Origin of the sequence: Carnobacterium sp. 1290_CSPC (genome assembly GCF_001053265.1) — a bacterium.
Taxonomy (GTDB): domain Bacteria; phylum Bacillota; class Bacilli; order Lactobacillales; family Aerococcaceae; genus Aerococcus; species Aerococcus urinaeequi.
In genome coordinates this window covers 44,410-68,850 of the sequence record NZ_JVVG01000024.1, presented here as the reverse complement: position 1 = coordinate 68,850, position 24,441 = coordinate 44,410, and the positions used below count along the sequence as shown (strand labels likewise).

Here is a 24,441-nt window from a genome sequence, read left to right as displayed (position 1 = left end):
ATAACCACCATGCCTTTCCCATTGAATCACTATGGGAAAGGTATTTTTTGCCATCTCCTTTGAAAAGGCTATCATGCTTTTGACTGCCGACTTGATTGACATTCATTCCACTTAAATATAAAATGAACTTATGTGCATGTAATGCATGTTTTATAATATTTTAATATTTACGAAAAAAGAACACAATTAAATAGATACGGAGGTGAAACTATGGGATTTACTGAAATTGCCTTCGCTATCATTGCTTTAATTGTTGGTCTATTGGGTGGCGTTTATGTAGGGAAGAAGTCTTTATTACAAGAACAAGAACGTGAAAAAGATGAAGCTCACATAACCGCACAAGGAATCATTGAAAATGCTAAACGTAGCGCAGAATCTGAGCGGAAAGAAATTATCTTAAACGCAAAAGAAGAATTGCAACGGTATAGAAATGAAGTAGATAGTGAAGTTAGAGATCGCCGTAGTGAAGTTAAGAAACAAGAAGACCGTTTAAACCAAAAAGAAGAAAAATTGGATAGACGGGATGCATCTATTTCTGATAAAGAAAATAAATTAAGTAATGAAGAACAATCTCTACGTGACCGTAAGAAAAAGGTTGCTGAGACTGAAAAAGCAGCAGACGCATTAATTGAAAAACGAAATGAAGTTTTAGTTAATGTAGCAGCTATGTCTCGTGAAGATGCCAAAAACTTATTACTAAAAGAGATGGAAGATACATTAGCTCATGAGAAAGCCTTATTAATTAAGAAGGCAGAGCAAGAAGCTCATGACACGGCAGATCGAGTTGCAAAACAAATTGTACTTCAAGCTATTGAACGCTCTGGAGCGGATACAGTTACAGAATCTACAGTTACAGTTGTTCACTTACCAAATGACGATATGAAAGGTCGTATCATTGGTAAAGAAGGACGAAACATCAAGACATTAGAATCCTTAACCGGAATTGACTTGATTGTTGATGATACACCTGAAGCTGTCGTATTAAGTGGATTTGATCCGATTCGTCGTGAAATTGCAAAAATCGCTTTAGATAAATTGATTGGAGATGGACGAATCCATCCAGCCAAAATTGAAGAGGCAGTTGAAAAAGCTCGTAAACAAATGGATAGTAAAGTAAGAGAAATCGGTGAAGAAACTATTTTTGATTTAGGTATTCATTCTCTTCACCCTGACTTAGTGAAAACATTAGGTCGCTTATACTACCGAACAAGTTACGGTCAAAATGTTTTGAATCACAGTATTGAAGTTGCTAAATTAGCTGGTGTAATGGCAGCAGAACTTGGTGAAGACGTACAATTGGCTAAACGCGCTGGTCTAATGCATGATATCGGTAAAGCCGTTGATCATGAAGTAGAAGGGTCTCACGTACAAATTGGTACGGAATTTGCTATCAAATACCAAGAACCTGAAACTGTTATTAACGCCATTGCTAGCCACCATGGTGACGTTGAAGCAACAAGTGTTATCGCTAGCTTAGTTGCCATCGCCGATGCACTTTCGTCAGCACGACCAGGTGCCCGCAGTGAATCATTAGAAAACTACATCCAACGATTACGTAGCCTTGAAGCTATTGCCAAAGATTATGACGGCGTTCATAATGCATACGCAATTCAAGCCGGACGAGAAATCCGTGTAATGGTTAAACCAGATGAAGTAGATGATTTAAAAGCAATTGAATTAGCACATGACATTTCAAGACGCATTGAAAATGAACTGGATTACCCAGGACAAATTAAAGTAATCGTGATACGCGAAAAACGAGCAGTTGATTACGCAAAATAGTTTACTAAAGGAGCATGCAAATGCTCCTTTTTAGTTGGTCCATTTTTGTTGATAAAGGCCAATAAAAATTATTATATCAAGGATAAATCTACCTGAGAAAACCTCTATTCACAGTGTATGACAATAAAAAACGTACAATTTTAGCTCTGCATTGTTTTAAAAAAAAGATGTGACAAATGTCATTTCAATTTGAAGTGATGGACCAAAGCCTGACCAATTAATATACCTAATGGGCCTATTTTGAAAAACATCGGTAATACTGACTTTTGACCCCCTATATAACGAAAATTATCAGCTAACAATTACACCGGTTGGTGTATCACTGCCAAGTGGGCAAAGTATTGACGAAAGTCACACGCAAGTTTTAACAGAACCTGCGCCAATTGCTAACCATCAGGCAACCGCAATAGTTGACAGCCAAATAGCCAGCCAATTGGCTACTAAAGATACTACAATCGATAGTCTTCAAGCAGAGATTACAGCACTCAAACAACAAGTGGCTTATTTAGAAGGCCAAGCAGACTTTGCCAATGACTTACTGCGAGACGTCTACAAGTCATAAATGCCAACAAGCGACAAGTATAGGGATTGATGTTGTGATTATGACATCAATCCTTTTTCATTGGCTAGGTCACCAATAATAAAGGATTATAATACAGGATTAATTGAATACAATCATGTATTTCTAAAGACTTCAACAGAAAGAAATATGTGGAAATAGGTAGATTTACGAACGGAATCTCGTATAATAAAAAGAGACGATGAATACAGAAGGTGTGAATAGATTATGACAGATAGAGTTGCTGGTTTACCTTATACTGCTGTATATAAGGGGCTAAATTTAATACTGGCGCAAGATACAGATATTGTGCCAAATATTGTCGGCCACGGTGGAATTGGGAAGTCCCAAATGGTGCGTGACTTAGCCAAACATAACGGTTTTGGTTACTTTGAAATTACCTGTTCATTACTGCAACCAGGTGACTTGACCATGCCAGTGCCTAAAGAAGACCATATCCAGTACTATTTAAATCCCCAAATTCAAGGGGCCATTACAGAAGCAGAAGCCAATCCAGACCGCAAAGTCATTATTTTCTTGGATGAATTTAACCGGCCAATCGCCATGGTGCAAGGGGAATTGATGAACCTGGTCCTACAACGTAACTTGATGGGCCAGGCCTTACCGGATAATGTGGTGATTATTACCGCAGAAAACCCATCTAGTGATGTGGAAGGTTTTGAGAACACTTCATATGCTACAAACGCCCGTGACATGGCTATTAATGATCGGACCATGCGGATTCGAATGGGTGCCAACTTAGAAGATTGGGTTACCTCTTTTGCCAAAAAGACACGCACAAGTAATCCAAGTCGGACCATGATACATCCTTTGATCACTGAATTCTTGCAGGCCGATGGCCGTCAATATTTCATTGTCATTGATGAAACAAGGGATAAAAACCCAACCCCACGTGCCTATGAACGATTATCTAACCTCCTGTACGCTTTTGAAGATGCGGGTCATGATATTTATCACCTAACGGATGACTACCTTGAATTCTTGATTGAAGGAATCGAGGGGAATATCGGGGACGAAGCAGGTCAAGTTTTTGTGACTTTCTTGAGACAGCAGCAAACAGATTTTATTAAACCAACGGAAATTGTCCAAGCGCAGGGGGCGGACTTAGACCAAGCCATCCTTGACCGCTACCGAGCGATGCCAATTGTGCGTCGTAAACGGGTAATTGAAGATTTAACGGATTATATCGTTAACCAACCGAATTTGATTGAAGACAAGCATCTAATCAGCCGTTATACAGACATTTTCGTCGCTTCTGAACCGGATGAAATTTATATTTTAATCAAACGAATGCATGACGGGCCGGATGATTCAGCTATGTCGAATTTCTACAAGGCCTTGAACCAGCACCCTGACTTTGTGGAGAAAACGTTTGACATCACTATGGCTGTGAACGCCAACCCATAAACAATAATTAGGAAGAAAGAGGGTGCCGAAGTGAGTGAGAATGCATTATTTTCCGCCTTTGAATTTGAAAATATCGAGTCGACCTTTCGGAAAATGAGAATTGCTTATATAACCTTTCTAAACCATGGTCAATACGAGGACTATGAGAAATTTGCTGACGCTCAAAATCAATTGTTGGGGATTTTGACGGCCACCCTTATGAACAATCAAGACTCGCAAAAGGGTGTAAGAGATGTACTTTTTGCGGGGATTCTCTTCCATACCGACCGAGAGATGAATGGATCACTAGCAAAACCTATTACCATTGGTTTCCGTGGCTTAGACCTGGTCATGACCATTAATCCAATCCTATTCTACCTTTATTATGAAACGCCTGAGGGGATGCTAGCGGCCATTAGACAGATGTGTTACCACGTTTTATTTGGGCATATCGTTGAGTATGATTGGGCTTTTAAAGATGAGGAATCAGCTAAAGTCATGAGCGTGGCTATGGAAGCTGAGGTGAACCAGTATGTGGATGACCTACCTGATACGGTGGTGACCTTGAAATGGGTCAAGCATATTATAGAAAATAGACTCATTTTGCCTAAAGCAGGGACCTTGTACTATTATAATGAGTTAAAAGCGGTCAAAAACGACCCAAAAAAACAGGGGCACAACCGAACAGAATCGACCTTCAATAAGATGCTTGGGTCTGGGCAAATGGACGACTTGTACAGCCAATTAGCCGGCAATTTCGATCCTAATAAGGCGGAAGAATTGCGGATTGACTCGGCCAAACAATTGAAAGAGGAAATGAAAAACAACCGGACCATGCAGCCGATAACCCCAAACAGTCAGCACGCGGACTTATACCGAAAATTGATGAACGGGCTGATCAAAGATTCTTATAGTCAGATGACTGAAGAATTAAGGTTGAAATTATCCAGTGAAGTCAAGGTCCACATCGACCAAATCACCAAACAACGGGCCTTAAACTGGCGGGACGTGATTAAACGAGGCATGGGGACGTCATTAGTGCCTTATAAAATGTCTAAAAACCGGATGAACCGCCGGCAACCGCACCGGGTAGATTTACCGGGCCGAATTTTAGATACTGCCAGCCGCTTGGTGGCCTTCTTTGATACCTCAGCCTCACAAAATGAGGAGGCTTTAGCTTATTCCCTAGGTGAATTGGCCAATATTCAAAAGACCTTGCATGCAGAAGTGTGGGTTGTTCATGTGGATACGACAGTCCAATACGCTAAGCCCTTATCCTTCCAGTCTTTGAAAGATATGGAATTTGTGGGTCGCGGGGGGACTTCTTTCGCACCGGCCTACCAGTGGCTACATGAACAAGGCTTTACCAATGAAGATACGGTAGCCATTTATTTCACAGACGGCTATGGAGACGACGACTTTGAACGCTACGGTTTTACCAATATGTATTGGGTACTGACTGAAACGGAAGTGGGGGATTCCTCACCGCTATCTACAGATGGTGGCGGAAAAGTTTTATATCTGAAAGCGGACGAGCGGTATAACCGACATGTCTTGCATCACCATAAAAAACGCCCCAATCAGTCACCAAGACAGTGATTATATCTAGGAGGTTCAAATGGATACCATCAAAATCAAGAAAGCCTTGGTAAAGGCGCAAATGGGTGACTACGCCCCTATGGTAAAAGATATTCCCTATACCACCTTTAAACAGTTGAACATTCCCTTTCAATTTAATTTCAAACAAATTGACGAAGAAATTGCAGCTTATATTGTGGCCAATGGCTATTTAGACATGTTTCCAAGTCAGATGAACCAGTTAAACCTCCTGCAAAAGGGCAACCATTTTAGAATGGAAACAGGGATTTCAAGTGACATGGACGACCAATTCCTAGCCAATGCATGGACAAAATATGAAATCATCAAGCGGGCTGACTTAGCCAATACAGCTAAAGAATCCATGATCAGCCGCACGGGTAGTCAAGTATCTATGTGGGATAAATTAATCGGCCAAGATATACCAGAATTAAAAATTCAGCAAGAAGCATTATTAGCGGAATTTGCATGAATACTCGTGTAAAAATACTAACGAATATAAAAGCTGACTAAGTCATGTCACATTGGATGTGCACTTTGTCAGCTTTTCTATCTATCATTTTGGGTTGCATTTCAATTTGTCTTGGCGCATGATGGAGGTAAGAATATGATGAGTGAGGGGAAGCGGATGGAAAAGCAAGACAGCTTACAACCGATTGTTTTAGAGCGTCAAAAGTTTGATCTCGATGACATCCGGGAGATGCATACCTTATATATTGAAGATTACCCAATTGTCTATATCCTGCACCAAGATAAGGAGACGAAATCTCGGCCTAAAGCCTATATCGGCCAGACAGTTCATATCCACAACCGGATGCGGGACCATTTAAAAAATAAGGCACGTAAAGACTTAACGGACGCCCTGTTTATTGGCCACCAAACCTTTAACCAGTCGGCGACCTTTAATATTGAAACTAATTTAATTAACTATTTTATTGCGGACAACCAATTTTCCTTGCAAAATATCAGCCAAACGGCCAACCTGTCCATGCACAATTATTATCAAAAGTCCTTCTATGACGATGATTTATTTGAGGACATCTGGGAATCCTTACGGCGTGAGGGTTTGGCCAAGGAGACAACTGATAACCTTAAAAATCGAGATATCTATAAATTATCGCCCTTTAAAACCCTGTCTGAACCACAGCGAGCTTTAAAAGAAAATATCCTCGATTATTGCAAGCGAGTTATGCAGGATATTCACCAAGAAAAAGCCGTCAAAAAGAAAGTCTATGTCATTCACGGTGAAGCTGGAACGGGTAAGAGTGTTATTTTGTCATCCTTATTCAATACCTTGCAAGAAGAGGCTCGGCAAAGTCATTCCGTATTGGCGGGGACTAAAAACTTCTTATTGGTCAACCATTCGGAAATGTTGAAAACTTACCAGCAAATCTCAGAATCACTGCCTTACCTGAAGAAGAAGGATTTCGCTAAACCGACCACTTTCATCAATAATCAAAAAGTAGAGGAAGCGGATATTGTCTTGATTGATGAAGGCCATTTATTGTTGAGCCAAGCGGATGCCTACAACAATTTCCACGGCGAAAACCAATTAGACGCCATCATGGACAAGGCCAAGGTTGCCGTCCTAATTTTTGATGAAAAGCAATTCCTGAAGGTCAAGAGTAAGTGGCAAGCGGATGATTTAAAGACTATTTTGAAGAAATACGATGCCGACGAATTCCATTTGACCGACCAGTTCCGTATGAATGCCTCACCAGTAGTCATGAATTGGGTGAATGATTTTGTTGGGCAAAAAGTGACGCCACTTCCGCCTTCTGACGACCACTTTGAATTCAAGATCTTCGACGATCCAATCGCCTTTAAAGATTATATCTACCAAAAGAATGCGGATAAGGGATTGTCACGAATTGTGTCCACCTTTGATTTTGCCCATAAGAAGAATGGCGACGTCTACCTAGTGGATGAAGCTGGCATCAACCTGCCTTGGAATACGACAGATAGTAAGGTGACTTGGTCAGAGCGGCCAGAAACCATCAATGAAGTCGGGTCCATTTACACAGTCCAGGGATTTGATTTAAACTATGTGGGGATTGTTCTTGGACCGTCGATTGATTACGATTTTAAGACCGAAAGATTAACCATCGATCCAAGCAAATATCAAGATACGGGCGGGTACAGCGGTGCTAATCGTTTTGTCAGTCACAAGGAGGCCATGGCTGCTAAAGAGCAGATCATCTTGAATTCAATCAACGTATTGATGAAGCGGGGGATTTACGGCTTGGCCATCTATGCAGTCAATGACAATTTGAAGCGGAAATTACAGAAAATGAAAGTGGAGGCAATGCAGGATGACATCTAGTATGGACAAGGTCAATCAATTTCGGGATGAGCGAAACTGGCGACAATTTCACAATGAGAAGGATTTAGCCCTATCAATCACTTTGGAAGCCTCGGAATTACTGGAAATCTTCCAGTGGAAAACGGCAGCCGAGGGTGTTGAGCATTTGGACGCTATTAAAGATGAATTAGCGGATGTGCTGATTTATGCCTACATGTTGGCGGACAATTTAAACTTGGATATTGATGACATTATCGAGCGCAAGTTGATTAAAAATAAGGAAAAATATCCAGTTGAAAAAAGCCGTAATAATAATAGTAAATAGACTGAATTATAAATAAAATCGCGACCAGCCTCATTCAAGATTGGTCGCGATTTTATTTATATATAAGTGTTTATTTTACCAAGGCCTTATTACCTTTATATAAGGTAATGATGGTCCAAACGAGTAAGGATAGGATGAAGGCCATAGTTAAAATAACTAGAACATGGGCTAAGGAAATTTGCCCAGCAGTTGGATTGTCACCGAATAAGGACAAGATCTCATCTGGTAAACCAAGCATATTTAAAACAGTTAAACCAATGACAGATACCCAACCTAAAACTTTGACGATAAGGGTATTTTTAAAGCGATGACCCATATCTTTTTCAGCGTCGGTAATCATGAGTAAGGGAATGATTGAAAATGGTAGGGCAAGGGCTAAGAAGACTTGGGAATTGTTCATCAGGTTATTCAAGGCGATATGCTCTTCAACGGTCCCTTTTTGGCTGGTATACATAACACTCAATACGACTGGGATAATGGCGATTAAACGGGTAATTAATCGACGAGCCCAAAGCGGTAATTTCATTTCAATAAAACCTTCCATAATAACTTGGCCGGTTAGGGTCCCTGTAATAGTTGAATTTTGACCGGAAGCAAGTAGTGCAACGGCGAATAATGTGGCCAATACACCTTTTGACGCTAAATCTGCTAAGACAGAATTGGCCATAAATTCTGGATTAGATAAGGCTTCATATAAACCAAAGAATGACGGGTCTTGAACGGCGCCAGTTTTGAAAACTGCAGCCCCCATGACAAGTAGTAAGGCATTGACGACAAAGGCGATCCCTAATTGAATGTTTGAGTCCCACATGGTAAACCGTACTGCAGCCGCTACTTGATCTTGATTCGCGTGGTCTATTTTCCGACTTTGTGAAATAGCGGAATGTAGGTACAAGTTGTGGGGCATGACAGTCGCACCGATAATGCCTAGAGAACCGGCTAGCGGTGTCATCCCGTTGACAGCTGGACTGGTTTGGAGGACATCACTGATTGGAACAAAGGATGCGATAATGGCTGACCAAGTTGGATTTGATAAGGCCACTTGATAAACAAATACGAATAGGATAACAAAAATCAAACAAACGACAATGGCTTCAATCTTCCGAAATCCAATGTGGGCAAGTAATAATAGGAGCAGGACATCTAAGACCGTAATGAAAACAGCAATGAGTAAGGGAATATTGAATAAGAGGTACAAGGCAATGGCTGCCCCAATAACTTCTGCAATATCAGTTGCCATAATCGCCAATTCTGTAATGATCCATAAGATGAAAGCTAGTTTTTTATCGGTCCGTAAGCGGATGGCCTGGGCCAAATCTTCTTGGGTGACAATCCCTAGTTTGGCTGCCATATATTGAAGTAGCATGGCCACAAGTGATGATAGTAAAATCACAGACATCAGCATGTATTGGAAATTTTGCCCCCCAGTAATGGAAGTTGACCAGTTGCCTGGATCCATATAACCAACAGCAACTAGGGCACCTGGGCCGGAATAGGCTAAGAGTGTCCGCCAAAATCCTTTACCGGTTGGGACTTCAACTGTTCCGTTTATTTCACTTAATGAAAGATCGCTGATTTTTCTTTTATTTTCTATACTTGATTCTTCTGCCATGGGCTACCGTCTCCTTTGAAAATTTCTTTTGCAAACAGAGTATACGCCTATAAAAGGTAAAGGTAAATATAAAAATAAGGGTAACCTAAAATAAATACATAAGAAAACCACAAATGGTTAGGGGATGGCTTGGCTAGCTAAACTTTCTTCACCTATATAGACAAAGGCCATACTCGTACAAGTCGCCAGATATGTGGTAAAATAACAGAGATTAGGAAAAGTGAAGGGATGACCTTTTTGTCACGACCTTATACGTAAAAAGTAAAGGAAAAAGATAACGTAAAAAAAGATAAAGCGAGTGAATCCAAGATGCCTCAAAAAACCAAACAAACGCCAATGATGGAACAATATAATGAAATGAAGGGCCAATATCCGGATGCCTTCTTGTTCTTTCGTCTAGGTGACTTTTATGAAATGTTTAATGACGATGCCTTAAAAGCGGCCCAAATTTTAGAAATTACTTTAACCTCGCGCAATAAAAATGCGGAAGATCCAATCCCTATGTGTGGGATTCCATACCATTCAGCCAGCGAATATATTAAAACCTTGGTCAGCCAAGGTCATAAGGTGGCAATTGCTGAACAATTGGAAGACCCCAAATTAACCAAAGGCATGGTCAAACGTGGTGTTGTTAAAGTCTTGACACCGGGGACCTATATGAATGACAGCATTGGCATGGTTGAAAACAACTACCTTTCTGCCCTAGATTACGTTAATGGCCAATACATTTTAGCCTTTTCGGATGTGGGTACTGGGGAGTTAAAAGTGACTACACTTGACGACTTTAATGCTGTTTTGACAGAATTTTCCCAATTACAATCGAAAGAATTGGTTGTTTCACAAGCTGTACCAAAAGACCAGGTAGAAGAATTACAACACCTACAATCCTTCACCTTATCACCTTTTGAGTTAACAGCTGAAGTAGGGTCGACAACAAGAGAAAGTTACAAGCAAATCCTAGCTGACATTTCGGATGACCAGGAATTGAATGGACTCTTATTACTATTGACTTATGTAAATTCTATGTCCCACCAAGCAATTGACCATTGGCAGGCGGCGACCCACTATGAAGTAGCGCATTACCTCCACATGGACTACTATGCCAAAAGTAATTTGGAATTAACCGAATCAGTTAGAACCAAGAAACGGCAAGGGTCCTTGTTAGCCTTCTTAAATAAAACAGAAACGGCTATGGGCTTTCGTTTACTAAAAAATTGGTTGGATAGACCACTGATTTCCCTACCGGCAATTGAACGGCGTCAATCCCAAATTGAAGATTTGATCGAACATTATTTCCAACGTCTTGAAATTAAAGACCTATTACATGGGGTGTATGACTTAGAGCGGTTAGTGGCAAAAGTAGCCATGGGGAACGTTAACCCTAAAGAATTACTACAATTAAACCAGTCACTAAGTCGGGTCCCAGGAATTATTGACACCGTTGACCAAATTGCAGCGGATAATGAAGATGAAAGTGTCTGGGCCAATATCCAAGGACAAATTACAGCCTTACCAGCATTAACCGATACGATTGCAGGGGCCATCAAGGAAGATGCACCGGCGACTTTAAAAGATGGGAATGTCATTGCGGATGGCTTTAACCCGCAATTAGACGAATACCGGGATGCCATGCGTAACGGGCAACAGTGGATTGCTCAATTGCAGGCGGATGAACGGGCCAAAACGGGCATTAAATCCCTTAAAGTTGGCTATAATAAGGTCTTTGGTTACTATATCGAAGTGACAAAAGCCAACCTGCATTTACTTGAAGAAGGCCGTTATGACCGCAAGCAGACCTTAACCAACGCTGAACGGTTCATTACACCTGAACTAAAAGAAGTGGAAGCAAAAATTCTTGAAGCGGAAGAACAGTCACAAGTCCTTGAACACCAACTTTTCCAAGCAGTACGTGAAGAAGTGAAGCGTCATCAAGTGACCTTGCAGGCGATTGCGAGTACAGTAGCTACTATTGATGTACTACAGTCCTTAGCGGAGATTTCAGAGACCCACCAATACGTGAAACCACAATTCATGACCGACAAACGTGACTTGTACTTGAAAGAATCAAGACACCCGGTGGTTGAAGGGGTCATTGGCCAAGATCGATTTGTGCCCAATGATATCGTGATGAATCCTGAAACAAGCATTTTGATGATTACAGGGCCAAATATGTCAGGTAAATCAACTTACATGCGGCAATTAGGACTGATTGTCATTCTGGCCCAAATGGGGTCTTTTGTACCAGCTAAGGAAGCCCGTTTACCGATTTTTGATAAGATTTTCACCCGGATTGGGGCGGCAGATGATCTTTTAGCGGGTCAGTCGACTTTCATGGTGGAAATGATGGAAGCCAATCAAGCTTTGCAACACGCCACCGATAATTCCCTATTATTATTTGATGAATTGGGACGCGGAACGTCTACTTATGACGGGATTGCCTTGGCCCAAGCCATCTTGGTCTATATCCATGACCACTTCGATGCGAAAGTCCTTTTTTCAACGCACTACCACGAACTTACAGCCTTAGATGAAAGCTTACCGCGCTTAGCCAATATTCATGTTGGAGCTAGTGAAGAGGATGGGGAATTGGTCTTCTTGCATAAGGTATTTAACGGTGCAACGGACAAGTCTTACGGGATTCATGTAGCCAAATTGGCCGGTATGCCGGGTGAATTGTTGCAGAATGCCCAAGTGGTCTTGAAGGAACTTGAAGCCAAAAATTTAAATGAAGTCAATAAGGACCAACAGCTGTCGCTATTTGATTTAGTCCATGAAGAGACGCCAGTTCAACCGGTAGACAATAGGCCAGTGGAAGCAGGCAGTCAAGCAGTGATCGACCAATTGAAGGCTGAAGATATATATAACTTAACACCGATTCAGGCCTTAAATTTCTTAGCAGAATTAAAGAGCCACTTATAAAGGATGATGTAAATGGCGATACAAGAATTACCCATTCAAGTAGCCAACCAGATTGCAGCGGGGGAAGTGGTTGAACGACCAGCCTCAGTTGTCAAGGAACTTGTGGAGAACGCGATAGATGCAGGAGCCAGTGAAATTGCGATTCACATAAAGGAAGCCGGATTACGGTCGATTCAAGTGATTGATAATGGAAAAGGGATTGCAGCGGATCAAGTTGGCCTCGCCTTTAAACGACATGCAACCTCAAAAATATATAGTTCAAGTGACTTGTTTAGAATACGGACACTAGGATTTAGGGGTGAGGCTTTGCCGTCAATCGCCTCAGTTTCAGAAGTGACCATGAATACCTCTGACGGGGAATCTTCAAGTGAAATCTATATTAAAGATGGGGAAATCATTGACCAGAAGTCGTCTGCTTTAAGACGGGGAACGTCTGTACTGGTAGAGAACCTCTTCTACAATACGCCGGCACGTTTGAAATACTTGAAGAGTTTGCAAACAGAATTAGCCCATATTACAGATATCATTAACCGTGAGAGCCTTGGACATCCAGACATTCGCTTTACCTATATCCATGACGGGAAAACCTTATTGTCAACAAATGGTAAGGGTCGGGTCAATGAAGTCTTAGCGGCCATTTACGGCTTTAGACAGGCCAAAGATATGGTAGCTATTGAAGGCGAAAACTTAGACTTTAACATTTCAGGATACGTGTCCTTACCAGCTGTCACTAGAGCCAGCAAGTCTTATATGTCCTTATTTGTGAATGGTCGTTTTATCAAAAACTATAAATTGAACCAAGCCATTTTAAAGGGTTATGGGTCTAAATTAATGGTGGGACGGTATCCGATTGCGGTCATTTATATTGAACTTGACCCGCAATTAATCGATGTGAACGTTCACCCAACCAAGCAAGAGGTCCGTATCTCTAAAGAAGATGACCTCTATGATATGATCAAAACCGGCATTATTGATGCCTTAGCCCCTGTACAACGGATTCCGGATGTATACGCATACGGTGAAGGGGACGATGGCCAATCAGTCAATAACAGCGATCCATTTGCTTCAACATCTTCTGGGCAAAATAACTACCGCCCTCTAAGCCAGCCAACAACTTATCTTGGCGAGCAAGCCAGTTTAGACTTCTCGGCCATTCAAAGCAGTCATGGTAGCGATAATAAGCAAGATGCCACTAGCCCTTTTTCAGGTAATGGTTTCTCTAATGTTTTTGATGAAAATGTTAATGAAGAGGTCAAACAATCTGTCCAAGTGCCGACTTACTTGCGGGATGAAGCCCAGGTGGTTCAAGCAGAAGACTTTGAGAATGAGGCTGATGATTCAGATGAATCGTCAGTAGCCTATTTGGATACGGAACAAGAAGTGGACTTGCCAAAATCGCACAACAAACCAGTCTGGCAAACGGTTAACCAAGTTCGGGCGCTTGACCAGGCTATCGTAGACCGGAATATGTCCTTTCCCGAGTTGACTTATGTGGGGCAAATGCAGGGGACTTATTTGGTAGCTGAAAATGAGATGGGCATGTATTTGGTGGACCAACATGCGGCCCAGGAGCGGATTAAGTACGAATACTACCGGGACACCATTATGGAATTTGGAACGGCAATGCAGAGTTTACTATTACCGATTGTTTTTGATTTCTCAAATTCAGAGGGCCAAGAGATTGACCAAATCCGACCAAAATTGTTGAAAATGGGGATTGATTTAGAGCCCTTTGGCCCAAATGCCTTCCAGTTACAGCAGCACCCAATTTGGATGGGCAAGAAGAATGTCCAAAAAATTGTGGAAGATTTGATTGCCTTAGTTTTAGAAGATCCTAAAGCGACGGTAGGCAATTACCGGGAAGCGACGGCTATCATGATGTCGTGTAAACGGTCGATTAAAGCCAATCATTATTTAGACGACATGCAGGCGAAACAACTGCTGCATGACTTGGCTTATACCAAAAATCCTTATAACTGCCCGCACGGACGACCAGTGCTGGTCCATTTTTCAAATTACGAAATTGAGCGGATGTTCAAGCGAATTCAAGATCCGCACGAGTCACCGCAATTGTAGGGCAATTAAAACTGTAATCTAGATTTTCGTGTATAGAAAGATATTGTGCTAGAATATAAGTAACGAAAAGTGAGGTGTGACTCTTATGTCACAACCTCAACTGAATGAAAAAAAAAGGAGTTTCATTATGACAAAAGACTACAATAAAGAAGAACGTTTGAAAGAATTGTCTGAATTAGAATATGAAGTAACACAAAACGCGGGTACTGAACGCCCATTTACTGGTCAATATGACGACTTCTACGAGCAAGGTATTTACGTGGATATCGTGAGCGGTAAACCATTATTTGTATCTACTGATAAATTTGATGCCGGTTGTGGTTGGCCATCATTTTCAAAACCAATTTTGGAAGATGAGATCGAAGAGTTAGATGACTCTTCATATGGTATGAAACGTATTGAAGTCCGTTCAAAAGATGCAGATACCCACTTAGGCCACGTATTTAACGATGGCCCAGCTGAATTAGGTGGCTTGCGTTACTGCGTCAACTCTGCTTCACTTCGTTTCGTATCGCTAGAAGATATGGACAAAGAAGGCTACGGCGACTTGAAAGAACTAGTGAAGTAAGACCATGTACGAATTTATGATAGGTCAGGTTGAAAGTGTCTACCCAGATGCTGTCATACTTGAAACGGGGGGGATTGGCTACTATATTTATATGGCCAATCCTTATCGTTTTACAGACAAAATCGGGCAAGACCAACCAGTGAAAATTTGGTTGTATCAATCTGTTTCAGAGAATGACATCCGTTTATATGGTTTTAAATCACAAGAAGAGAAGATTATCTTCCTGCAGCTGATTTCTGTTTCTGGTATCGGCCCTAAATCTGCCTTATCCATCCTATCATTAGACGATAACGCCGGTTTAGTCGCAGCCATCCGGGCAGAAGACAATGCCTTTTTAATGAAGTTTCCAGGTGTTGGCAAAAAGACAGCCGGCCAGATTGTGCTGGATTTGAAAGAAAAACTGCCAAAAGTTTTAGCTGAGTCTCCGTCTTCTGCACTATTCAAGCAAGAAAGCTTGGATATTCAAGGAACAGACCAAGTCAACCTACCATTCATGCATGAGCTTGAAGAGGCCATGGCTAGTCTTGGCTACAGCCAAAGAGAAATCAATCGCGTAGTGAAAAACGCTGACTTCTCCGGTGTAACCACTACAGCGGAAGCCATTCGCGTCGCCTTGAAATTTATTACAAAACGTTAATATAGGAAAAGAAAGGAGACATTCGCCATGGATTTTGATCATCAGGAAGATTTAGATGTTGAAATCGTCCACAACGGCCAAATTCACTCACCCCATGCACAAGCAGATGAAACCCAGGAATTATCCTTACGACCAAAGTTTTTGCGGGAATACATTGGCCAAGCTGAATTAAAAGAAGAATTAGCGATTTATATACAAGCAGCTGAAAATCGTGATGAAGCCCTTGACCATGTCCTCCTTTATGGACCACCAGGTTTAGGGAAAACCACCCTGGCTAATATTATCGCCAATGAAATGGGGGTTAATATTCAAACGACTTCTGGACCAGCTATTGAAAAAACAGGAGACTTACTAGTCTTGTTGAATGAGCTTTCAGCAGGAGATGTCTTGTTTATTGATGAAATTCATCGCTTACCCCGTGTGGTAGAAGAAATGTTGTATTCTGCTATGGAAGACTACCAAGTAGATATTATTGTTGGGCAAGATGAAGGGGCCCACCCTGTGCATTTCCCGCTGCCACCTTTTACCTTAATTGGGGCAACAACTAGACCAGGCGCCTTGTCGTCACCACTAAGACACCGGTTTGGGATTGTGCAACATTTACGCTACTATACAGTGGATGAATTAGCGACCATTGTTGAACGGACAGCCCGTTTATTTGAAGTGCCAATTAAAGATCAAGCAGCGAAAGAAATCGGGATGCGGTCACGAGGGACACCTCGTATCGCCAACCGATTATTAAAGCGGGTCCGTGATTTTGCCCAAGTATATCACGAAGATGGTTTAATTGACGATCCTATCACGGATAAGGCCTTATCTATTTTGAAAGTAGACCAGGCAGGTTTAGATGAAACGGATCGAAAAATTCTCGAGGTGATTATTCGCTATTATGGTGGGGGACCGGTTGGTTTGTCGACCATAGCTGCGAATATCTCAGAGGAAACGACAACAATAGAAGATATGTATGAACCCTTCTTAATTCAAAATGGGTTCTTACAAAGAACGCCACGTGGTCGTCTAGCAACACCAAAGGCCTACGACCATTTAGGCATACCCTATGCGGAGGAATTTTAAGTGACATTAACGACAAATGATTTTGATTTTGACTTACCAGAAGAACTAATTGCCCAAGTACCTATTCAAGACCGGTTGGCTAGTAGACTGCTGAAACTTGACGCCCAAACTGGGGATTTCCAGGATGGCCATTTTCCAGATGTAGCAAGTGAACTTGAAGCGGGCGATGTCTTGGTATTGAATAATACCCGAGTATTACCAGCGCGTTTACACGGGATTCGTCCTGATACGGGTGGACATATCGAGGTCTTACTATTAAATAATACGGAGGGCGACAAATGGGAAACCTTGGTTAAACCAGCTCGTCGTATTCGTGTGGGGACTGAGATTGCTTTTGGGGACGGTCAATTAGTGGCGGTTGTTACTGAAGTGCTTGATCATGGTGGACGAATTGTGGAATTCAAATATAATGGCATCTTTTTAGAAGTCCTTGAGGCTTTAGGCGAAATGCCATTACCGCCATATATCAAAGAGAAACTAGACAATCCTGACCGGTATCAAACCGTCTATGCTAAGGAAAATGGGTCAGCGGCAGCACCAACAGCGGGTCTTCATTTTACAGAAGAATTTATGAACGCCTTAAAAGACCGGGGCGTTGAAATCGCCTACCTAACCTTACATGTCGGGCTTGGGACCTTCCGGCCGGTATCTGTGGATGATATCGATGCCCACAAAATGCATTCAGAATTCTATCGCTTAGACCAAGAAAATGCGGCTAAAATTCGCCGTGCCCAAGAAGGCGGACACAGGGTGATTGCAGTTGGGACAACATCTATCCGCACCCTTGAAACGATTGGCACTAAATTCAATGGGCAAGTCCAACCTGATTCTGGTTGGACCGATATTTTTATCGCACCAGGCTATCAATTTAGCGTGGTTGAAGGTTTTATTACTAACTTCCACTTACCTAAATCGACTTTAATTATGTTGGTTTCAGCCTTTGCCGGACGCGACCATGTCCTTGCGGCTTACCGTCATGCAGTTGAAGGAAAATACCGGTTCTTCTCCTTTGGGGATGCCATGTTCTTACGAGGGCCCCAATACGTTGATCCAGCGATTACTGCAGAAGATATTGAAGCGGCGAAACAACGAAATAGTCAGTTTTTTACTAATGAAGACAAATAAATAGTGATTTTAAACAAACCATATGAATGAGGAGGTGACCGGATGTTTGTGCCATTACATGTAAATTCAGCCTATTCCCTATTAACTAGTCCCATGTCTGTTGAAGCGTACGTACAAGCAGGGGCATCTGCAGGTTATACCCATTTAGGCTTGGCCGATGTCAATGTCATGTCAGGCAGCTTGACATTTGTCCGTGCCTGTGAGCAAAATGGCATCACCCCTTTAATCGGGCTAACCGTCCAGTTGAGTATTGACAATGTCAAAGAAGAATTGGTTGTTTACGCAAAAAACTACAAAGGCTATCAGCATCTGATGGCCCTTTCTTCGTCCTTAAAATTACAAGCAGAAGCCAACCGCCGGGCCATTTACCAAGAAATCACCATGCACGCAGACGATTATATGGTGATTTTTTCTGCTATGAACGGCCCCCATATGCGGTACTTGAAACAAGGTGACGGTCAGACAGACTACGACCAGTTAGAGAAAGAGCTACTTTGGTGGCGACGCCATTTTTCAGATGACCAATTATTCCTAGGCCTTTCAGCTTTGGAGAATGAACAATTCCACGCAAAAGCCATCATCGAATTGAGTGAACAATCAGGGATTCCATTAGTCGCTATGCCGCACATTCAATATGCAAATCCAGATGACTTCTTCACCCAACAAGTCCTTGAAGCCATTGACAATAATAAGCCAATGATAGGGATTGATGAGTTGAAGCAAGTGAAAGGAACCCATGCACTCAGAAGTCCAGACCAATGGGCCAAGATGTACCAAGACCCAGATGATCAAGATTCAGTTTATAAAGATTCCTTGAACCGATTAGAGGCAGCGGTGAAGGGTATTGATATTGTATTTCCTCAAGTTGAAACCTTGCTGCCCAAATACCCTCTACCAAGTGAATACACGGATACACCTAAATACCTAAAAGACCTAGCGGAAGCAGGGTTAGTTAAGCGGGTGGCGGAGGTTACAGATGCCTATACCGACCGTTTGGCTTATGAATTGTCAGTCATCCATGATATGGGCTTTGACGATTATTTCTTACTCGTTTGGGACGTGATGAACTATGCCCACCAACACCATATCCAAACGGGCCCAGGACGTGGGTCGGCTGCCGGTGCCTTAGTGGCTTACGTCTTAGAAATTACAGACGTTGACCCGATTGCAAACGACTTACTATTTGAGCGGTTCTTGAATCCAGAACGGCAGAATATGCCGGACATTGACCTGGATTTCCCAGATAATAAACGGCAAGAAGTGCTCGACTATGTCTACCGGAAATACGGAGACAACCATGTAGCACAAATTGCAACTTTTGGGACATTTGGTGCTCGGCAAGCCTTGCGAAATGTGGGATCTGTCTTTGGGAAAGCGCAAGTGACCTTGTCAGAATGGGCTAATACAGTAGGTAATAACCCTAATTTACCAGCTGAAACACTAACAGCAGTCCGTGAACAGTCCCAGAAATTGCGGGAATTAATTGAAAACGAAGACCACGGGCAATTGTGGTTTGATACCGCCCGTAAACTAGAAGGGTTACCACGTCACGTCTCCACCCATGCGGCCGGTGTTGTGATTGCAGACCAACCATTAACCTTGCATACACCGCTTCAAGCCTCATCCACCCATATTCCAAATACCCAATATACAATGGGGGATGTTGAGGCAGTGGGCCTACTGAAGGTCGACTTTCTGAGCCTATCCAACCTGACTATTTTGCATGACGGGTTAGCGGCCGTTGGTAAATTAACCAGTCGACCAGTCAAAGCCTTGGATATTCCATTAGATAATCCAAAGACTTATGAAATCTTCCAACATGCAGATACCAATGGCGTCTTCCAATTTGAATCGGACGGTATTAAGAATGTTTTGAAACAAGTAGCGCCTACATCCATTGAAGATGTGGTGGCTGTTAATGCCTTGTACCGACCAGGTCCAGTCCAACAAATTCCACATTTTGTGGCCAGAAAGCATGGACGTGAAGCTATTGCTTACCCACACCCTGATTTAGTACCAATGTTAGCCCCTACATATGGCGTTATGGTCTACCAGGAACAAGTAATGCAGGTGACCCAAAAAATTGCAGGATTTAGTCTGGGTGAAGCGGATATCTTGCGTCGTGCCATCGGAAAAAAGAAACATGAAACCATTGAAAAAGTCCGCGAACAATTTATCAGTGGGGCTATTGAAAATGGCTACCAGGAAAGTGTCGCTGTGCAAATTTATGACTATATTGAAGCCTTCGCCAACTATGGTTTCAATAAGTCACATTCCTTTGCTTACTCATACTTGGCCTACCAATTGGCTTGGATCAAGGCCAATTATCCTGTTGCTTTTTATTATGGCAACCTGAAACATACAAGGATATATGATAAAAAAGGGAAGAACCTGGTACTAGAAGCGAAAAACCACGGGGTTGAAGTGGTCAATCCAGATATCAACAAGTCATTTTATGGCTTGTCAGTTGTGGACGACCACCAGTTACAACTCGGCTTAGGGGACATTCGAGGCATTCCTAAGCGGGCAGTAGAAGAAATGATTCAAGCTCGGGAAGCGGAAGGACCATTTAAGGACTTTGCCGACTTTATCCACCGACTTGGAAAGCTTGCCCTCAAAGAAGACATCTTAGTTAAATTAGCCCAAGCAGGTGCTTTGGATAGCTTTGGTTACAACCGACGTACCTTACAATTGGAAGCTATCCCTAAGATGATTACCCATGAGCAACTCTTTAAAACAAACAATCAACACCAAACCTCGCTACTTGGGGACGATGACTTGTCAGCCATGTTCGCACCCAAGATTGTTGAAATCGATGAATTTGACCAACACCAATTAATTGAAAATGAAATAGAAACGCTGGGGCAAGCATTATCGATCAGCCTTTTTGAAGACTATGAAAGTTTTTATCAAACAGGGATTATTGATTACATTGAAAACCTCAAAGAAAATGACAAAGCCTTTTTCATAGGGGAGGTTATGGCGGTGAAACGAATCACTACTAAGAAAAATCAACCCATGGCCTTTGTGACATTAGAGGACCAAACGGGGCAAATTTCTGTGACGGCATTCCCGGAAGCTTATATTACTTTCGCCAAACATTTAAACCAGGGCAATGCCTTGTTGGTTTACGGAAAGACGCAAAAGCGCAATGATGAATTGCAAGTCGTCTTGACTAAGGCTTGGATGTTGGATGAAGATACAAAAGCTTATTTAAACAATTTGAGTCAAAAAAAAGCAGACGGTTCTGGTCAAGCAGATCATGCTGGCGGACAAAAAGACCAGCTTGCACAAAGCACTCAAGCCCCAGTTTGTTGGATTCGCGTTGAAGATAAGGCCAAGGCTAGTGAGCTGAAAGCTGGACTACTAGAAGTTGTTGGCAAATATCCGGGGCAAACCAGGCTTCATTTTACGATTGTGGCGAGTCAAGAAAACTACTGGTTGTCTGAAAAGTATGCGATTGAAGTGACGGATGAATCGGTTACAGAATTGATTGCTTTCTATGGCGAGGAGAATGTGGTTGTTAAATAGCATAGAATACTTGTATATCTTTGCACAAAATTAGAAAACGTAAGACATTGGTAAGGAAAAATGGTAGAATAACACTGTAAATAAATTAATTGAGGTGAAAAAATGGGAAAACGTATAGGAGTTTTAACTAGTGGTGGAGATGCACCTGGCATGAACGCAGCTATCAGAGCAGTAGTTCGCAAAGCAATACATGACGGCGATGAAGTTTTCGGTATTCGCTATGGTTATCGTGGCTTAGCTGAAGGTGATATTTTCCAAATGGCGGAACGCGATGTAAGTGATTTGACTTCTCGTGGAGGAACCATGCTTTATACTGCTCGTTATCCAGAATTTCAGAATGAAGAAGGCCGTAGACCTGCTATTGAACAATTAAAAAAACATGGTATTGACTCTTTAGTAGTAATTGGTGGGGATGGTTCTTACCGTGGTGCTGCATCATTAGCGGCAGCAGGTATTCAAACTGTCGGCATTCCAGGAACAATTGATAATGATATTCCTGGTACTGAATATACAATCGGTTTTGATACCGCATGTAATACTGCCTTGGAAGCAATCGATAAAATTCGTGATACGGCTACTAGTCATCTTCGTACATTCGTAATCGAAGTGATGGGACGGAATGCGGGTGATATTGCTGTATGGACTGGTATCGGTTCAGGTGCTGAGCAGATTATTATTCCAGAAGCGGAATTTAATATGGATGAAGTTGTTGCGAATATCGAAGAAGGTAGACGTCGCGGTAAGAAACACTCTATTATTATTCTTGCTGAAGGTGTAATGGAAGGTCATGAATTTGCCGATAAACTTTATGAATATGATGACTATCATGCACGTGTTACTGTGTTGGGACACGTTCAACGTGGTGGATCACCTACAGCTCGTGACCGTGTTTTAGCAGCATTATTCGGGTCTAAAGCTGTTGAATTGCTACATGAGGGGGCTAGCGGTGTTTGTGTAGGTATCAGTGGAGAAAATATTATCGCTACTGATATTAATGAAGCATTGCAAACAAAAGGACACTCACGTTCGTCACAAGTAAATCTATACAATATCAACTCAGAAATTTCATTTTAATTTTTTCTAAGAAAGGATGCATTAATCATTATGGAAAAAAACACCAAGATTGTATGTACCATTGGACCCGCATCGGAGTCTATAGACACTTTAGTTCAACTGATTGAATCAGGTATGAACGTTGCTCGTTTGAACTTCTCTCATGGAGACCACGACGAGCATTTAGCACGTATCAACAACATCCGCGAGGCTTCAGAAAAAACTGGTCGCCGCGTTGCAATCTTATTAGATACTAAAGGTCCTGAAATTCGGACAAACAACATGAAAGACCACAAACCTGTAACATTGGTTAAAGGTTCTGAAGTTCGCTTATCAATGACAGAAGTTGAGGGTGACGAAACAAAATTCTCAATTACATACACTGAATTGATTAATGATGTAGAAAAAGGTTCTCATATCTTAATTGATGATGGTTTAGTAGACTTATTAGTAACTGATATCGACACTGCAAACAACGAAATCGTTACTGAAGTACAAAACACTGGTATCATCAAAGATAAAAAAGGTGTTAACGTACCAGGCGTTTCTGTTCAATTGCCAGGTATTACTGAAAAAGATGCAAATGATATCCGTTTCGGTCTAGAAAATGATATTGATTATATTGCAGCATCATTCGTACGTAAACCAAGTGATGTCTTAGAAATCCGTGAAATTCTAGAAGAAACTGGTAACGAATCAGTTCAAATCATCCCTAAAATCGAAAACCAGGAAGGTGTAGATAACTTAGACGATATCTTATCTGTATCTGACGGTTTAATGGTTGCTCGTGGTGACTTAGGGGTAGAAATCCCAGCTGAACAAGTACCAGTTGTACAAAAAGACATGATCCGTAAATGTAACTTAGCTGGTAAACCAGTTATTACAGCTACACAAATGTTAGATTCAATGCAATCTAACCCACGTCCAACTCGTGCAGAAGCATCTGACGTTGCTAACGCAATCTTTGATGGTACTGACGCAATCATGCTTTCAGGTGAAACTGCTGCCGGTGACTATCCAGTAGAAGCAGTTCAAACAATGAACCGTATTGCATTAGTAAGTGAAGGACGTAAAGAAGCGAAAACTGACATTGGTTCATTAAAACCAAGTACAGAAGGTGACATGGCAGAAGCAATCAGCCAATCTGTTGCTTACACTGCTCGTAGCTTACGCGTTTCAACAATCGTTGCAGCCACTGAATCTGGTCACACAGCGAAAATGATTTCTAAATATCGTCCAAGTGCTAAAATTATCGCTTTAACTTTCTCTGAAAGCCAAGCACGTAAATTAGTTTTAGCGTGGGGTGTAGAACCATTTGTTGTTGAAAAACCAGCTTCAACTGACGAAATGATGTCATTAGCAGGTACTGTAGCGAAAGAATCTGGCTACGCTCAGGATGGTGATACAATTATTATCTCTGCTGGTGTACCAGTTGGTGAAAAAGGTACTACTAACTTGATGAAAATCCAAGTTATTGGTGAAAAATTAGTATCAGGTTCAGGTATCGGAGAAAAATCTGTTGTTGGTCATGCAGTAGTTGTAGACAATGCAGCAGATGCAGTAGCTAACGTAAAAGCTAACTCTGTATTAGTTGTGAAATCAACTGACAACGACTACAATGAAGCAATTAAAAACGCTGCAGCAGTAGTTGTTGAAAAAGGTGGATTAACAAGCCATGCAGCAGTATTAGGTGTAGAAAATGGAATTCCAGTTGTTGTAGGTGCAGAAAACGCAACTTCTTCAATTGAAAACGGCCAATTAGTAACAGTTGATGCTCGTCGTGGTATCATTTATAACGGCGCAACTACAACTATCTAATCTTGCTTAACCTGAGTCACTAAAATCTATTATTCGGACATTTAAAAAGTGTTGACT

The 24,441-nt window shown here is 41.8% G+C and carries 17 protein-coding genes; 16 read left to right on the top strand and 1 reads right to left on the bottom strand.

The window, feature by feature from the left end; translation table 11 throughout:
• Positions 1–210 precede the first annotated feature (210 nt).
• From rny to AC973_RS01765, 7 genes are all read left to right on the top strand, one after another.
• A complete protein-coding gene (gene rny, locus AC973_RS01790) occupies positions 211–1,782 on the top strand; it encodes a ribonuclease Y (protein WP_048726515.1) in 1,572 nt (523 codons plus the stop codon).
• Between the two features lie 433 nt (positions 1,783–2,215).
• Entirely contained in the window at positions 2,216–2,344 is a 129-nt protein-coding gene (locus AC973_RS10085) for a hypothetical protein (RefSeq protein WP_286131725.1), read from the top strand.
• 225 nt (positions 2,345–2,569) lie between these two features.
• On the top strand, positions 2,570–3,769 hold the full coding sequence (locus AC973_RS01785) for an AAA family ATPase (RefSeq protein ID WP_048726513.1): 1,200 nt from the start codon (positions 2,570–2,572) through the stop codon (positions 3,767–3,769).
• Between the two features lie 30 nt (positions 3,770–3,799).
• The gene (locus tag AC973_RS01780; RefSeq protein ID WP_053083812.1) at positions 3,800–5,347 is read left to right on the top strand and encodes a VWA-like domain-containing protein; all 1,548 of its coding nucleotides are present in this window, start codon (positions 3,800–3,802) and stop codon (positions 5,345–5,347) included.
• A gap of 19 nt (positions 5,348–5,366) precedes the next feature.
• Positions 5,367–5,816 (top strand): hypothetical protein, encoded by a 450-nt coding sequence (locus AC973_RS01775; protein ID WP_048726507.1) that lies wholly within the window; start codon positions 5,367–5,369, stop codon positions 5,814–5,816.
• A gap of 135 nt (positions 5,817–5,951) precedes the next feature.
• Complete coding sequence (locus AC973_RS01770) at positions 5,952–7,667, top strand: DUF2075 domain-containing protein (RefSeq protein WP_082148211.1); 1,716 nt, start codon at positions 5,952–5,954, stop codon at positions 7,665–7,667.
• Positions 7,657–7,971 (top strand): nucleotide pyrophosphohydrolase, encoded by a 315-nt coding sequence (locus AC973_RS01765; protein WP_048726504.1) that lies wholly within the window; start codon positions 7,657–7,659, stop codon positions 7,969–7,971. Before AC973_RS01770 ends, AC973_RS01765 begins: the two co-directional genes overlap by 11 nt.
• Positions 7,972–8,041: 70 nt before the next feature.
• Here AC973_RS01765 and AC973_RS01760 read toward each other — a convergent pair whose 3' ends face one another.
• Positions 8,042–9,583 (bottom strand): Nramp family divalent metal transporter, encoded by a 1,542-nt coding sequence (locus AC973_RS01760; RefSeq protein WP_048726500.1) that lies wholly within the window; start codon positions 9,581–9,583, stop codon positions 8,042–8,044.
• A 309-nt stretch (positions 9,584–9,892) separates the two neighbouring features.
• Here AC973_RS01760 and mutS point away from each other — a divergent pair, with 309 nt between their 5' ends.
• The 9 genes from mutS to pyk all read left to right on the top strand — a co-directional run bounded on the left by mutS (position 9,893) and on the right by pyk (position 24,384).
• Entirely contained in the window at positions 9,893–12,502 is a 2,610-nt protein-coding gene (gene mutS / locus AC973_RS01755) for a DNA mismatch repair protein MutS (protein ID WP_048726497.1), read from the top strand.
• 12 nt (positions 12,503–12,514) lie between these two features.
• Positions 12,515–14,578: a DNA mismatch repair endonuclease MutL gene (gene mutL, locus AC973_RS01750; RefSeq protein ID WP_048726495.1), complete on the top strand. Its 2,064-nt coding sequence runs from the start codon at positions 12,515–12,517 to the stop codon at positions 14,576–14,578.
• Positions 14,579–14,705: 127 nt separating this feature from the next.
• On the top strand, positions 14,706–15,146 hold the full coding sequence (gene msrB, locus AC973_RS01745; protein ID WP_048726492.1) for a peptide-methionine (R)-S-oxide reductase MsrB: 441 nt from the start codon (positions 14,706–14,708) through the stop codon (positions 15,144–15,146).
• Positions 15,147–15,150: 4 nt separating this feature from the next.
• Complete coding sequence (ruvA, locus tag AC973_RS01740; RefSeq protein ID WP_048726489.1) at positions 15,151–15,783, top strand: Holliday junction branch migration protein RuvA; 633 nt, start codon at positions 15,151–15,153, stop codon at positions 15,781–15,783.
• Between the two features lie 27 nt (positions 15,784–15,810).
• A complete protein-coding gene (ruvB, locus tag AC973_RS01735) occupies positions 15,811–16,857 on the top strand; it encodes a Holliday junction branch migration DNA helicase RuvB (RefSeq protein ID WP_048726486.1) in 1,047 nt (348 codons plus the stop codon).
• Complete coding sequence (gene queA, locus AC973_RS01730) at positions 16,858–17,982, top strand: tRNA preQ1(34) S-adenosylmethionine ribosyltransferase-isomerase QueA (protein WP_048726483.1); 1,125 nt, start codon at positions 16,858–16,860, stop codon at positions 17,980–17,982.
• 42 nt (positions 17,983–18,024) lie between these two features.
• Positions 18,025–21,513: a DNA polymerase III subunit alpha gene (locus AC973_RS01725; protein WP_048726480.1), complete on the top strand. Its 3,489-nt coding sequence runs from the start codon at positions 18,025–18,027 to the stop codon at positions 21,511–21,513.
• Positions 21,514–21,615: 102 nt separating this feature from the next.
• Positions 21,616–22,587, top strand: a complete 972-nt coding sequence (gene pfkA, locus AC973_RS01720) for a 6-phosphofructokinase (protein ID WP_048726477.1) — start codon at positions 21,616–21,618, stop codon at positions 22,585–22,587.
• A gap of 30 nt (positions 22,588–22,617) precedes the next feature.
• Positions 22,618–24,384: a pyruvate kinase gene (gene pyk / locus AC973_RS01715; protein WP_048726475.1), complete on the top strand. Its 1,767-nt coding sequence runs from the start codon at positions 22,618–22,620 to the stop codon at positions 24,382–24,384.
• Positions 24,385–24,441 lie beyond the last annotated feature (57 nt).